8 protein-coding genes are annotated in these 14,929 nt (G+C 36.9%); all 8 read right to left on the bottom strand.

Annotated elements, in window-relative coordinates; genetic code table 11:
* Position 1: 1 nt before the first annotated feature.
* A complete protein-coding gene (nagA, locus tag RC62_RS13235; RefSeq protein ID WP_055095892.1) occupies positions 2-1,141 on the bottom strand; it encodes an N-acetylglucosamine-6-phosphate deacetylase in 1,140 nt (379 codons plus the stop codon).
* A 9-nt stretch (positions 1,142-1,150) separates the two neighbouring features.
* Positions 1,151-5,803 carry a LamG-like jellyroll fold domain-containing protein gene (locus RC62_RS13240; protein WP_082421294.1) on the bottom strand — a complete coding sequence of 1,551 codons (4,653 nt, stop codon included), beginning with the start codon at positions 5,801-5,803 and terminating at the stop codon, positions 1,151-1,153.
* A 160-nt stretch (positions 5,804-5,963) separates the two neighbouring features.
* Positions 5,964-7,175, bottom strand: a complete 1,212-nt coding sequence (locus RC62_RS13245; protein WP_055095896.1) for an AGE family epimerase/isomerase — start codon at positions 7,173-7,175, stop codon at positions 5,964-5,966.
* 256 nt (positions 7,176-7,431) lie between these two features.
* Entirely contained in the window at positions 7,432-9,462 is a 2,031-nt protein-coding gene (locus tag RC62_RS13250) for a GDSL-type esterase/lipase family protein (protein WP_245176826.1), read from the bottom strand.
* Between the two features lie 198 nt (positions 9,463-9,660).
* Positions 9,661-10,902: an MFS transporter gene (locus RC62_RS13255; protein WP_055095898.1), complete on the bottom strand. Its 1,242-nt coding sequence runs from the start codon at positions 10,900-10,902 to the stop codon at positions 9,661-9,663.
* A 353-nt stretch (positions 10,903-11,255) separates the two neighbouring features.
* Positions 11,256-12,413: a kelch repeat-containing protein gene (locus RC62_RS13260; RefSeq protein ID WP_055095900.1), complete on the bottom strand. Its 1,158-nt coding sequence runs from the start codon at positions 12,411-12,413 to the stop codon at positions 11,256-11,258.
* A gap of 30 nt (positions 12,414-12,443) precedes the next feature.
* Positions 12,444-13,364 carry a dihydrodipicolinate synthase family protein gene (locus RC62_RS13265; protein ID WP_055095902.1) on the bottom strand — a complete coding sequence of 307 codons (921 nt, stop codon included), beginning with the start codon at positions 13,362-13,364 and terminating at the stop codon, positions 12,444-12,446.
* Positions 13,365-13,453: 89 nt separating this feature from the next.
* Positions 13,454-14,914 carry a RagB/SusD family nutrient uptake outer membrane protein gene (locus RC62_RS13270; protein WP_055095904.1) on the bottom strand — a complete coding sequence of 487 codons (1,461 nt, stop codon included), beginning with the start codon at positions 14,912-14,914 and terminating at the stop codon, positions 13,454-13,456.
* Between the last annotated feature and the right edge of the window lie 15 nt (positions 14,915-14,929).

The following is a 14,929-nucleotide window of genomic DNA, read 5'->3' on the forward strand; positions in this document are numbered from 1 at the left end:
TTTATGAAATAAAGGTTGATGTTTTAGAAAAATTCAAAGTTTCAATTTCAGATAAATCATCATTAAACTGTACAAAACTTGCCGGAAAACCAGCCTTTATTTTTCCGAATTTATCTTCTAAACCAATCGCACTTGCAACACGCGAAGTTGCCATTTTTATCGCTTCATCTGCAGAAACTCCTAAATGGTTGTACGCATTCTGAACGGCTTCTAACATCGAGATTGTGGCTCCGGCAAGATTGCCATCGTCATTTCTATAAAAGCCATTGTCAAGATGTGCATCAAAATTATCCCATTTAAAGTTGGCTACTTTTCGGCCTAAAAACGTCGCATCGCTAATCAAAAAGAATTTATCCTGTTTGAGTCTGTAAGCTAATTTTGCGGCTGCATAATCGCAATGTGCACCATCTAAAATAACGGGAGCATACACATTTTCGTTTTCAAAAACAGCTCCCACCAATCCCGGTTCACGGTGTCCAAATTGCGTCATCGCATTAAATAAATGGGTGACGAGTTTTATCCCTTTCGAAAAATAAACCTGAGCTTCTTTGTGTGTCACGGTCGAATGCCCAATTGAGATTTGAATATCACTTTCGAGCAGCATATTCAGCTGCTCTTCAGTGAAACATTCCGGTGCAATAGTAATAACTTTTATAACATCTTTTCCAACTCTGATAATTTCTTCAAGCTCTGCATTCGTTGGTTTACGAACCTGATCAATACTGTGTGCGCCACGTTTTAAGGGATTCATAAACGGTCCTTCCAAATGCATTCCGATTACGCCATTATCATGCTTTTTCATGTAATTACGAACGGCTTCGATTCCCTCAAGGATTGTTTCATGCGAGGACGAAATCAAACACGGAAGCACATGAGTAGTTCCGTATTTTAAACTCGCATCATAAATATCCTGAATCGTTTCTTCGGTAGGAACCTGACTGAAATAAAGTTTTTCACCACCATTGATCTGAATATCGATAAAGCCTGCAGCAACATGTTTTCCTTTTAAATCAATCGTTTCAATATCATTTGGAATTTCTTTCTGAACGGAAAGAATTGTTCCGTTTTCGATAATAATGACTCCGTTGGTAATGATTTCATCACCAGTGTGCACAGTCGTATTGATAATCGCTTGTTTCATTTTTTAATTTTATTTCTTAATTATTTTACGGCTAAGTGTTGTTTCTGAATCACTAATTTGTAAAAGATAAATCCCACTTGTTTTATTTCCTAAAGAGAAGGTTTTACTCGTTTCTGAATTACTAAGTGTTGTCTTTTGAATTACTTTTCCTGAAACATCCACTATTTTTATTGTAACGTTTCCTTTTGCATTATTAATGGTAATATTAAAGATATCACTTGTTGGATTTGGTTCTGCCAAAACATTAAATTTTGAATCAATATCATAATCTGATGTTTTCTTTGTTGAAAGTGCTGAATACGCACTTACGGGATAATCATTAAAAGTAAGAGCACCAATACCTTTTGTATTTGTTAAATAAGGACCAGCATAAATGCCCGAATTGTCGTTATACATACTATTAGATAAATAAGAGATTTTTTGAGCAGAACTTGATGTTGCCAAATCTAAAGTTACAGTATTCCCGGTAATTGATAATGAAGCTATTTTACCTGAAATACCATCCAGATAGAAGTAGTCTTTTAGAGCATAACTTGCTACATTACTTTGGGCAATTAAATTATTATTATCAAAAATTAATTTAATCTGAGTTTTGTCACTTTTACTAAAATAAGCGTCTATAATGTTTGGAGCCAACGGATTTTCTGTAAAAGATACCTCATAAAGATCTTTTTCGACTACATACGAAACGCGTTCTCCCATTGTTTTATAACCCTGTAATCCGTAATGGCAGTAAGGAGATTCATTTCCGTCCCCGGATTGCATCGCAGGAGTTCCCACCATAGGAAAAACGGTAATATCATTATGTAATTGTGGCAAAGTACGTTGCCATTCGCGCATTTTAGCCTGATTTACACTGGCAGCTCCATAACATGAATTTAGATTGGTCTGAAAAACATATACTTTTGCAAGAGCCGGATAATCAGCTTTCCAGTTGTTGTACATCGTTTCAAAGTTTGTTGGATAATTGGTAAATGTTCCATCTGCATTTTTCTCTCCCTGATGCCAAAAAACAGCTTTAATATCGTTCTGAAGACCTGCTTTTTGCACTCTGTATAAAGTACGGCCGTATACAGTTGACAAATCTAAACGGTTTGTGGAACTTGGGATATTTTGCTCGATTGTACTGGAACCTGCACCTCCGTTAATTACACAAATCGGAATTTGTAATTCAGCAGATAATTTATCCATCATCTCTAATCCCCAAACGCCTACCATATAAGGTCCTGCAAAATAAGTAGGGTTCGCAGAACTTATCGCTCCGGTTTGATTCGCTTGTGCCAATCCCCATGATTGTTGAGTTGCGTCACTGGTATTGTAAGTATCATAATTAGTGTTGCCGGTTTGAATACCGTAACTTCTTAAAAACGGATTGGTGAAAGTATATCCCGGACGTGTAGGATGAGAATTAGATTGTCCCATAATCACGAATGAATCTCCGGCAACCAAATCTTTTCTTTCTGTTATTACTTTTTTATTTCCAAGCAAATCAATCGTGCTTACAATAATCTTATATTGTGCTAATTCTGATTTAATAGTTCCGGATAAATCAAATGAAGCGCTTCCGTTAGCATAATCTAATTTTTGATTTACTGATTTTAGAAAAGTATCATTACGATAAAAATCGACTGTAATAGTATTTAAATTCTGAATTTGTGTTGTTCCTACCACTTTTACAGTTGCGTTATTATTACTGTTTCTGGCATAAAATTGCAAATCCTGAGGTATTGATGAAAAGGTAACCGCACTATTTGGAGCTGTGTACGTATCAGCACCATTGGTTAGCCAATTCAGACTAAAGCGAACAAAATACATTTGATACGTTGAACTTTCGCCATTTTCATAATAAATACCAATAGTTCCATCAGGCAATATCGTTAAACTTGAATATGCCGAAGCTCTTGTAAAAATAGTTTTTGGCGATCCCCAAGTTGTTCCTTCATCGGTACTTAGTTGCACACTCACATTTTTTCGGCTTCCGGAAAACGGAATAGAATGTAATAATCTGTTTTTGTCATAACCATCAAGGGTAGAAGTATAGCGAATAAAGTCACCATCGCAATTAGGGTCAGATATACTTGTCTGATTGTAAGCCGTTCCCCAGGTTGCGCCTTTATCTGTAGAAACATTAAAACGACGTGTTCCCGGATTACGAATACTCATCATGATATTTCCATTGTTTAACTCTACAACTTTGGCTTCATCGCCGTCTATTTCTGCTCTTCCTGTCGATGCCGTCCAGGTAACTCCGTGATCAGCACTTGTAATCATGTAATTGCTTATTCGTTCTGTTCCTGAAACATTTTCGCGTACAGCAATTGCGGCAACAATTTTTCCGTCACGCAATTGATGTGCTCTTCCTGAAGCTACAAATAAGCCTTTCCAGCCTGGATTTGGTCCATAAATTTGACTTGTGATGTCAACGGGAGTTCCCCATGTTACACCGTTATCTGTACTGTGAATTACCAGAACTTTGGCTGGTGCTGCATTTGTAGAAGCAAAAAAGCCTTTCTCAGCAGAAACCAAACATAATAATTCACCGGTAGTTTTATCTAAAACCAAAGCGGCATCGCCTGCTCCGGTTGAAGCTCCAAAATTGGCAATGGTTACAGGTGCAGACCATGTTTTTCCGTTATCTGTGCTACGACGAACTACAGGATCTATTTTGGCAGCCAAATCTCCGGCGCCGTTCCATCTTTTATCTGTTACTGTTACCAATGAACCATCGGCAGCAGTTATAATTGCGGGAATACGATAACTAGCAGAACCTGCATCTCCGGGCGTGAACAATAATGTATTCGCTAATAAAACAACACGGTTTCCTGAAACGGTATTTGATGTTGTATTATACGTAATGCTGTTTGCGACGATCGATTCGCAGGTTGCATCTAATAAATTTCCTTCTGTGGCTGTCGCCGAAACATCATACGTAATCCAAAAATAATTATCTCCGTTTACTAATGCCTTTGAACCACTAACAGTAAGATTTCCGCTTGACGGAGAAACATTCCCAAACAAAGTTGCTGTTGCAGGATTGAATATGGCAGTATTTCCGCTTGAGTAAATTTTGATATTCGTAATATCAGAAATATTCGTAGTTCCTGCCATCGTAAATTTTAAGGCACTCACCGTAAGCGGATTTATTGTACCGCTTACAGCAGCTTTTACCGCAATTATACGTTGGTTTAGATCTCCAATTCCGGTTGGCAATTCGGTTTGAACCAATGAAACCGAGTTAATCTGCATTTCGTTGGTTTGCGCAATTACCATTGCTCCGTTATTTAAAGTTCCCGGATGATTGTTTCCTGAAATATCCGGAACGTTTGTGCCGCTAATATTTTCAAAATCCCAGGCAGCGATTAAGTTGGTTTGAGGTCCGTTGACAATGGCCGTTTTATCAGTTACGATTTCTGCCGCTGTCATGGCTTTATTCCAAAAACGGATATCATCTAACTCTGCATTCATATACGATGTAAAATTGCTTAGTGTTCCAAATAATAAATCTCCTGTATTCGAAACGGTATTTGTTCCGCCAATGTTGGCTGTTGTTTTAGTTTGTTGCAAAACACCATCAACATAAATTTTACAGCTTGTGGTAGCAACATCTACTACCATGGCCAAATGATGCCAAATATTATTTGCGACATTTGATGTTCCATATGGAGGTCCCGCCGCTCCGCCGCTTGTCGTTAGATTTACTCCAAATTGTCCGCCACCGGCAGATGTATTATTGATAAATTCATAACCAATTCCTGCACCTCCGGGACGTTTGCTTAAAATGCGTTTTCCAAAATCTGAGGTTTTAATTTTGCACGTAATCGTCAAACTTTGACCCGCCGTTATATTAAAATCAGCATGATTCACAACCGACATATAATCGTTTACGCCATCTAAAGACAGAATCATTGGGAAAGCATTCGAAGTTGTTGGCGATCCCACAAGAGTTCCGGAATGACTATTTCCCGAAACATCAGGAACAGAAGTGCCGCTTATGTTTTCAAAATTCCACGCTGCCAGAAGATTTGCCGCCGGAGCATTGACAACTGCAGTCATGTCTGCTTGTAATTCAAGTGCAGTCATGGCTTTATTCCAAACGCGAACGTTATCGATTTGACCTGCCCATTTATAACTGTTTCCGGAATCTGAAGTTGCACCTATAACAAAATTTAAAGCGTTCGAAAAATCAGATGTTACAGAAGTAAATACCTTTCCGGTATTGGCCAAAACACCATCAATATAACCGTACATCGTTCTATTGCTTGAAGCGTCCAGAACTAAAGCAATGTGATGCCAGGTTCCGTCAGCAATAGAATTGGCAGAATATCCTGCGGTACTTATATTATTGGGAGTTCCGGTTCCGCTCATATTCATGGCAAATTTTCCGGCATTGGTTCCGTTTCCCGTCCAGAATTCGTATCCATTTCCTGTAGCGCCGTTTCGTTTGGCAAAAATCCTGGGTGTTCCGGTTGCTGTTGTGGTTTTTATCCAGCAGGTAATGGTTTTATTCTGACTTGCGCCGAAATCTAAATCAGGATGATCCGGAACTGTCATAAAAGTAGAAATTCCATCGAGGTTCAAAACCTTACCACTTTGTGCTTGTAAACTGCTGGTACAGTATAAACACATAAAACACGAACAAAATAAGCGTAATAAATTTTTCATAGTTTTTATATTTGGTTAAAAAATTGGTTAATAAGCATAAGGTTGGGTAACGAACTACTTGATGGAAAAACTGGATTTTATAGTAGCATATTCAATATCATTTTGTTGTTTTTTTTAATGCAGATTTTATTTTTAATAGGTGCTTTAAAGGCACATTGATTTACAGGCTTTGATTTTCATGTTTCATTGTTTTTTCAAAATATTCGTTTAATATTTGTGTGCAATACCATTCCTGACGCGGCAAATGAAATGGGCCTTTATAAAGGTTTCCTTTCGCAGTTTGCGCCACAGTTCCGTCTCTGTGTAAATACCCAAACCATTCTCCGTTTTCTTTATCATGGAATTTACTGTATGCATAATCATGAATCATTTTATGCCATTTTGCATATTTTTCGTCACCGGTCATGGTATATGCCAGTAATGTTGCAATAATTACTTCGTTATGAGGCCACCAGAATTTCATATCCTGCCAATATTCCTGAACCGGTTTACCGTAAACATCACAGAAATATAAAATTCCGCCATGTTCTTTGTCCCAACCGCGTTCCCACATATAATCAAGCATTTTACAGCCTAATTCAATCAAATGAGGATCATTATTTCTGTATTTTGCTTCGTGCAGGATAAACCATGCACCTTCAATAGCGTGACCCGGATTTAAAGTTCGTCCATCTATATGATCGATTATTTCGCCATCTGGAGACACTTGTTCCATGACACATTTTATGTCGTGTTTTACAAAATCACGTTCGATTTCGGCAATCCAATTTGTGATCCATTCATCGCAACGCGGATCTCCAATGGTTTCCCTGATTTGTTGTGCCGTATTGATCATAATCATAGGAGAGCCAATTCCTTTCGACGGGCGTTCTCCTGTATATTTTGGCTCTAATAATCCCGGAGTACTCGAATATTTGATGCATTCTCCAAATAAATAACGTGCCTGCTCTGCCACAACTTCATTACCGCTCGCTTTTGCATAAGCGCTCATCGCAATCACAGCAAAGGTTTCAGAGAAATAATAACGTCGTTTGCGAATTGGGTTTCCTTTGCGCGTTACGTGAAAAAACATTCTTCCATCTGTATCAAAACAATGTTGGTTTAGGAAATCGATTCCGGATTTTGCACCGTCCAGCCATTCTTGTTTAGGCTCAATCGTATTGTAAAGTGTCGATAATAACCAGGCAGTTCTACCCTGAAACCAAACCGATTTATCATCATCGATTAAAACACCATTTTGATCACGCATTAATAAATAACCGCCGTGAATAGTATCAATAGATTGTGGAAACCAAAATGGTACTGTATCCTGTAATAATTGATGCTGATAAAAATCTTTTAGTTGTAGTAGATCAGTATTTGAATAACTCATTTTATATATGTTTTTGACTTAGTTTTTGTATTTACTAAGGGGTGATTTCTTTTTTACACGCAGATCACGCGGATTTAATTATAATTTGTGTCTGTTTTTCTCTCGCAGATCACGCTCCCGATAGCTATCGGGATAAACAGATTTTATTTTAATGTGTTTTTTTTGTTGAAGCACATTTTATTTCTTTCTTCTCACATCTCACATCTTTCTTCTCACATCTTTCTTCTCACATCTTTCATCTTTCATCTTTCATCTTTCATCTTTCTCTATCTAATTCCAATTGAAAAGTCGAGCACGGCAAATTTGCTTCATTAACCAGATTTGCTGTTGTGTACGGTTTCCAGGCGTATAAAACTGTTTTTATCTTTTCACCTTTCGGAACAAGAATTGATACTTCATTTTTTATGATTGTCGCTTTACTTTCGATTCGGATTCCTTTTTCGGTTACCAATTCAAAACCTGTTAATTCTTTTTTATTGGCTGTCGATAATGATTTTGCATTCGAAAAAGAAACTACAATTTGATCTCCTTTTTGAAATGCTTTTACTACCGATGGTCCGTTTGCGATTATATTTTTTCCGTATGTATATTTTAAGGCCAAAAGCGCCAGACGATCTCCAACCTGCTTTTTTTGAATAGGATGAACATTTGTAGCATCACCATAATCCATACTAATTGCCATGCCGCTATTGGCAATATTTTTTTGGATTTTGGTTTGTGCATCTCTAAAGGACGGCCAGGCCGGACGATCTGTTCCTGACAATTGAACATAATAAAAGGGTAGGGAAGTGCCCCACGCTTTACGCCAGTTTCTAACCAAAACAGGCATTAAATGTTCGTATAATTCGGTGTTATGCGCGTTGCTTTCTCCCTGATACCAGAGAATTCCTTTTATAGGGAAATTGGTAAAATGGGTTACGCCAGCTTCATAATTGTAACTCGGTCCGTAAGGATGTCTTTGCTTTGGATTTTTGGCATTTTTCAAATTTTCATCGGCGCGTGATCTTACCCACGGCATCATAAAATCAGATTTTCGCCAGTTAGTCAATACATCGACTATTTTATCATCATGTTCTAAAGTATATCTGTCTATCCAGGATTCTATGGGTGATCCGCCAACAGCAACTTGTATTAACCCAATCGGGATATTTTCTTCATGTATTATATTTTCTCCGAAGTAATAGGCAATGGCCGAAAAATCTTTGGCACTTACAGAATCACTGATCTTCCATTTTCCTGAGAAGAATTCCAGGCGATTGGTTTTTTCTAAAGTAATAGAATCCCATGCTTTTTCATCAGTTTCAGCAATGGCTTCAAAATTAAATAATCGAAGATTGGTATTTTTGATGGCTTTTTTAACCTCAGCCATTCCATTTTCTGATTTATAGAGCGGGAATGCCATATTTGATTGTCCGGAACAAAACCAGACATCACCAATCAGAATATTTTTTAGAACGATATTTTTTTCTTTAGATGAAATTGTAATCTGATGTGTTCCGCCGGATTTCATAGCAGGAAAAACTGCTTTCCATTTTCCGAATTCGTTTGTGGTAACAATTTCTTTATGATTATTAAAAGAGATTTCGATTTTATCACCTCCATTTGCAGTTCCGTAAATTACGATTGGCTGGTTTCTTTGTAAAACCATATTATCGCTAAAAACAGGAGCTAGTTTTAATCCGCCAAAATCTTGTGTAATGTTGCTGTAAACTGTTTGTGCCAGAATTGTTGCGCCTTCTTTTATAGGATGTAAAGCATCAGGAAAAAGATCTGGACGATTGTATAATTTTTCGTGAAGGTCAATTAAACCCACATTATTCGCTTTTGCAATTGCTTGAATATGTTCCTGAATTTGCCAGAACCAATCACGTGTTCCGGATTTAAAACGCGGATGTTCATTGAATATCGGCGTCATTCGGCAAATGAAAATTTTCACTTTCGGATTTTGTGTTTTTAAAGTATCAATCAGCCAGGAATAATCGGCATCAAAATCTTCTTTATAATTGGGCCAGTTTCTGGGATCGGTGTCATTTAATCCCAAATGGATAATGGCAATATCCGGACGATAGGCGATTGCTTCGGCACATTTTTCGGTTTTAAAATACGGTGTACTTCCTTTTTTTAAAAGTGTTGCTCCGCTATGTCCAAAATTTTTGACCTCATATTGGTTTCCTGTTAAAAGCTGAAGCTGCGAAGGATAAGATTCCGTTTGTGGATTACCTAAAAGATAACCTGCCGTTACAGAATCTCCAATACAAGCTATTTTTATTGGAGTTTGCGCTCTCATTTCAAAATTTAAAATCATTGAAAGGAGTAGGATTATAATATGAATATTTCTATTTTTTGTTCTCATTTTTTCTTAGAACTATATATTAAAAATGTGGCAATTATAAGCTGGGCAGAACGCATGGCTCCGCCCGGGCTTATAAAAAAACCAAAAAACAACTAACTCTTAAATTGTAAAAAAGGGGTGAACGATTAGAACCTATGCATCTGCAAAATCATTGACTTTGGGACGCAAAAAACTGATTTGAACCAGTAAGGCAAGCAATACCACTCCGGCCATTAAGGCAAAACCAAAACCTAAAGTTCCTGAATCTGCTGATTTGCCCAATAGCGATGTAACCAACGCTCCGCAGCCAACTCCTGTCATGTTAAGAACTCCATAAGCGGTTGCCCGATGTTTCGACGAGACAAACTGACAAATGATGGGCATATTATTCGCATCGAACATTCCGTAGCCAATACCAAAACATAAAACGGCTCCAACGACGTGAAATAGAGAATGCCCAAAACCAATCAGCATCAGTGCAGGAATGGTTAAACTCAGTCCGATTGCGCTGGTATAAACGCGGCCTTTTATATTTTTCTGAACCCATTTATCGGATAAAATCCCTCCGAAAATAACGCCTATTAAGGATGAAACTGAAATTGTAATGGTGGCGATAGGACCTGCCTGATCCATAGAAATATTCAGGTTGTCTGAGAATAAGGTAGGAAGCCAGTTTTTTGTTGCCCAACCCGGTAAACTTATAATGGCGAAATAAAATAAAATCACCCAAAATGAAATGTTGGTAAACAATAACGCCAAACCTTTAAAAAGGGAATCTTTTTCGTGGGTTTTATTAAACTCAGGATCAAAAACTTTAGCTGTGACTTTTTTCTCGTATAAAAAGAAAACCAAAACGATTGAATAGACAATTCCCACAATACCAAAATGATGAAAAGTAGTATGCCACGAAAATTTTGCTGCGATTGTTGCACCAAAACCACCCAAAGCAGATCCTACATAAAGCCCCGTCATGTGAATACCAATTGCCAGCGATCTCGTTTTTTGCTGATGATAATCGGCTATTAGAGACAATCCTGCCGGAATATACAAAGCTTCACTCACGCCCATAACGGCTCTTAACCAGTAAATTTGATTGTATGTTGTGGCATATCCCATAGCATATGTTACGGCTGACCAAACAAATAAACTGCCAATAATTAGCCATTTTCGGTTTAGTTTATCGGCAATAATTCCGGAAACTGGACTCATTAAAGCATAAATCCAAAGAAAAATGGCCATTAAACGTCCAAAATTTTCACCTGAAACCAGTTCAGGAATGTCGGCTTCCATAGACGGTCGCATGGTAGCCAGCATTTGTCTGTCCATATAGTTGAGCAACGCTACAATCCAGAGTAACGCAACGACTAACCAGGGATAATATTTAGAGTTTTTCATATTTTGATATGCTTTTTTGTTTAATCGGTTATTTTTTTAAACACATAGAGACATAGTTTTTATAGCTTGAAAAGGCGTTTCACTTGAAATAAAACTCATAGCGCTATGTGAAAAAAAATATGTTTTTTTAGAATCACCTTTACTTTGATTTTGAACCTATGTTTCTATGTGTTTAAATTTTTTTGCCACTGATTAAAAAGATTATAATGATTTTTATTGGTGGTAATTTGTGCAATTAGTGTTTAATTTTTTTCTCGCAGATTTGGCAGATTTTATTTTATTTTTTTGCCACTGATTAAAAAGATTATAATGATTTTAATTCGTAGTAATTTGTGTAATTCGTGTTTAATCTTTTATTTGATAGTTCCCAACATTACGTCAGGAGTACGGATTCCGGGTTTTATTTCTCCATTTGATAAAACGACTTTATCATTCCAGATTGTTGCTGTTGTCGTTACCTGGGCAAGAAAAGGCAGTTCGCCAATTTTTGACCATATATTTGTGTGTGTGTTGTATACTAAAATGTCGTTGTAAAAACCTTTGTGTGTTGTATTTAAAATGTTTTTTTCGGCGATTAGTTTTGCTTTTTCTTCTTCAGAAGTGGCGCTTGCAATTTGAGATAAATAGGTTTCGATTTTATGAAAAGTAGTTCCGTTATCTCCGCCAAGAATTAAAATATATTCATTACCAACAGCAACCCCTGCGCCGGCAGAAAAGTTGGTAGTTTTTCCGTCACAGATATTAGCTTTGGTTTCCCAAGTTTGTTCTTTGAGATCAAAAACTAAAGTTGTGTTATGTAAATCGCTAATTCCTGATGCAGTTTTAGTTCTTCCTCCAATAACATAAATTTTATTATTTTGGATCACCGAAACTGAATTCGCTAAAGCAAAAGGTAATTTTGTCAACGATTTCCATTCCGGTTTTTCGGCATTCAAATCAAGAGTAAAAACTAAATCTGAGGATTGTTTTGCTTCGTCTCCGCCAATAGCGTAAATTATATTCTCTAAATGTGTAAGTGCAATATTGGTAATTGCTAATGGGAACTCGGGTAATGACTTTGTTTCAACTTCATTTTTATCAGCATTCCAATTTAGGATATACGCTTTATTCGAAAGTCCGTTTTCATTTTCTCCGCCTACATAAACAACTCCCAGATTTGTTGTTGTATTTCCCGGATAGGCGATTGCTTCGGGTAATGTATTGGTAACTTTTTTGTTCCAATGGAAATCATCGCCTGCTTTTTCTAAAATATGAATTTCATTCGAATAATGTTTTTTTCCTCCTTCCCAAGGCATTTTATCAGGAAAATTAGCTCCTCCGGCAACAATCAAAACGTCATTGCTTATTCCGTTTATCGGGCCTGCAAAACCCAAAGAAAGACTTCCGTCAGCATTTTGTAATTGTGCTGCTTTTTTCCATTCGACATTTGTAATCTTTGTTTTTTGCGAAAAACCAACTGTTGTAGACATAATAAAAATAGTAAGGATTAAGGAAGAAAAAGACGTATTCATATGGGTTTGTTTTAGAGAAAACGAACGGATTTATTTGGATTTAAAAGTATCGAAATCTAAACCTGCGACATCTTTTTTGAATAATTCAAATTGGGCAGCACTCATGTTTTTAACCGGTAATCTAAATTCTCCTAAATCATGACCCACCAATTTCATATACGCTTTCCCTACAGAGATTCCGCCATATTTGCCTAAGAAACGAATCATATCAATTGATTTTTGCTGAAGCGCTCTTGCTTTAACCAAATCATTATTATTGAAAGCGTCAATTAAATCGTAATATAATGGAGCTGCATAGTTAAACGTACTTCCTACAGCACCTTTTGCACCAAGAACTAAGGCCGATAACATATTTTCATCACGTCCCCAAAGCATATCAAATTTTCCGTTTTCGTAGCTCATACAGCTTTGGAAATCCATAAAATCTTCGTGTGTGTATTTTACTCCGGCAAAGTTTGGAAGTTTATTATCTAAAGCTCTAACCAAATCATACATGGCAACATTTACACCTGTTAGTACCGGAATGTGGTAGTAATAGAAAGGCATATTTGGAACACTTTCTCCCACTTTAATGCAGATTTCGGCAAGTGTATCAACACTATTTGGTTTGAAATAAAAAGCTCCGGTTAGAGAAACGGCATATAAGCCAATTTCGTAAGCATGTTTTGCAAGGTGAATACAATCTGCCAGACAAGTTCCTCCAAGAAAAACCATTACTTTAAAATCAGCATCGTGGTTCGAGCAATCTGCCCAGGCTTGTGCAACGGCTTTTTTCTCTTCTAAGGTAATAGAAACTCCTTCTCCGGTTGATCCGTTAATAAAAGCTCCGGTAATTCCGTTTCTTTTCAGGAAAGCATAATAAGGCGCAATAAGGCTAACGTCTAATTTTCCAATGCTGTCAAAAGGAGTGAAGGGAGCAGAAATAAGACCTTGTAAATGTTCAATTTTCATGAGAATGTTTTTTTGTTGTTTTGTGTATTTTATTTATTAGACTGGGAGTTTAAAAGTTCCCAGTCTAATTTTAAGCTGTACTTTAAATCTTATTTACTAAGCGGATTCTGAACAATTTTAGGATTAAAGTTGATCGTGTTTTGAGAAATAGGAAACAAAACTTCTTTGCTCGCTGTCATTGACGGAACTAAACTTGTTTTATTAAAACGAACTAAATCCCACCACGCTTTTCCTTCAAAAGCCAATTCTTTTAAACGTTCATTCAAAATTACATTGTCATTGTTTGCAGGAGAATCATTTGTAAATGAAGCCGAAGGATCAGCTCTTTTCATTACCAGGTTCATTTCTGTACTTGGATCTTGTCCTAAAGCATTTTTGATTTCTGCTTTCATCAATAAAATATCTGCCCAACGGTAAATGATAATATCACTTACAAATCGTCTTAATGTTCCGTCTACCGTCCCGTTATATTTTACCAAGCCTGTCACTACAGGAACAGCTCCGTTGTATAAAGTTAAGTAAGTAGCCGCTTTTCTGGTATCTGTAGCAGCAAAGTTAAATCGTGTAATATCTGGCTGAACTCTTGAGATTCCGGCATTACCTGCACCAGTTCCTAATGTTCCAAAAGTTGCAGTTGCGGTTGCAGATGATAATGGTGCAAAATCACTTGGTCCCACAAACATAAACTGATTCCAGTTGTCGGCTAAATTCGATGGTAAATCAGCAAGAGAATAACGTATGGCAAAAACTACCTCAGCATTTGCTTTTTTGTCATAAGCAAAAACATCTTTAAAGTTAGGCAATAAAGTTGGAATTCCTATTGCATCAATAGCAGTTAAGGCAGTATTTAAATCTGTTGTTCCTCCGCCCAATTGTTTTGCTGTCCATAAATTTACATCGGCTTTTAAAGCATAAATTGAAGGAAGTGATAATTGCGTTTTATTATTTGATGCATCCGGAAAGTTTGCAATTGCAGCATCAATATCTTTTTTGATGAAGGCAAATGTTTCTTCGATCGTATTACGTGGAATTATGTATTGTGACTGATTGGCATTTTCTGTAGGATCTGTAACAATTGGTACACCTCCCCAGGAACGCGCCATTATAAAATAACATAATGCACGCATAGAATACGCTTGTGCCATGTATCGTTTTTGTTCATTTATAGTCGTTGGACTAAAGGTAATTTGCGGCACATATTTTAAAACTAAGTTTGCAGAATGGATTACGGTATATAACCCAGCCCAGTCTACGTCTATGTTTTGTGGCGTAAGCAGGTTATTGTAATAATTGGCTAATGTTAATGGTGACTGAACACCACCTGTTATTTCGGCACTTCTGGCTCCGCCCAACAAATAGTAATTTTGTTGTGTCTGGATTCTAAAGTTTACATACATTCCGTTTACGCCAGCTTTGGCATCATCTTCTGTTTTCCAAAAACTATCAGATGTAATGATACTATCAGAAGTTAGTTCTAAATCATCCTGACAGGAGTTGAATATAGAGAGACTAGTGAAAAGTAGTGTATATAGAAGAAATTTCTTTTTCATGATTTTAGTATTAAA

The sequence above is a fragment of the Flavobacterium aquidurense genome (assembly GCF_001404985.1).
Lineage (GTDB): Bacteria > Bacteroidota > Bacteroidia > Flavobacteriales > Flavobacteriaceae > Flavobacterium > Flavobacterium aquidurense_B.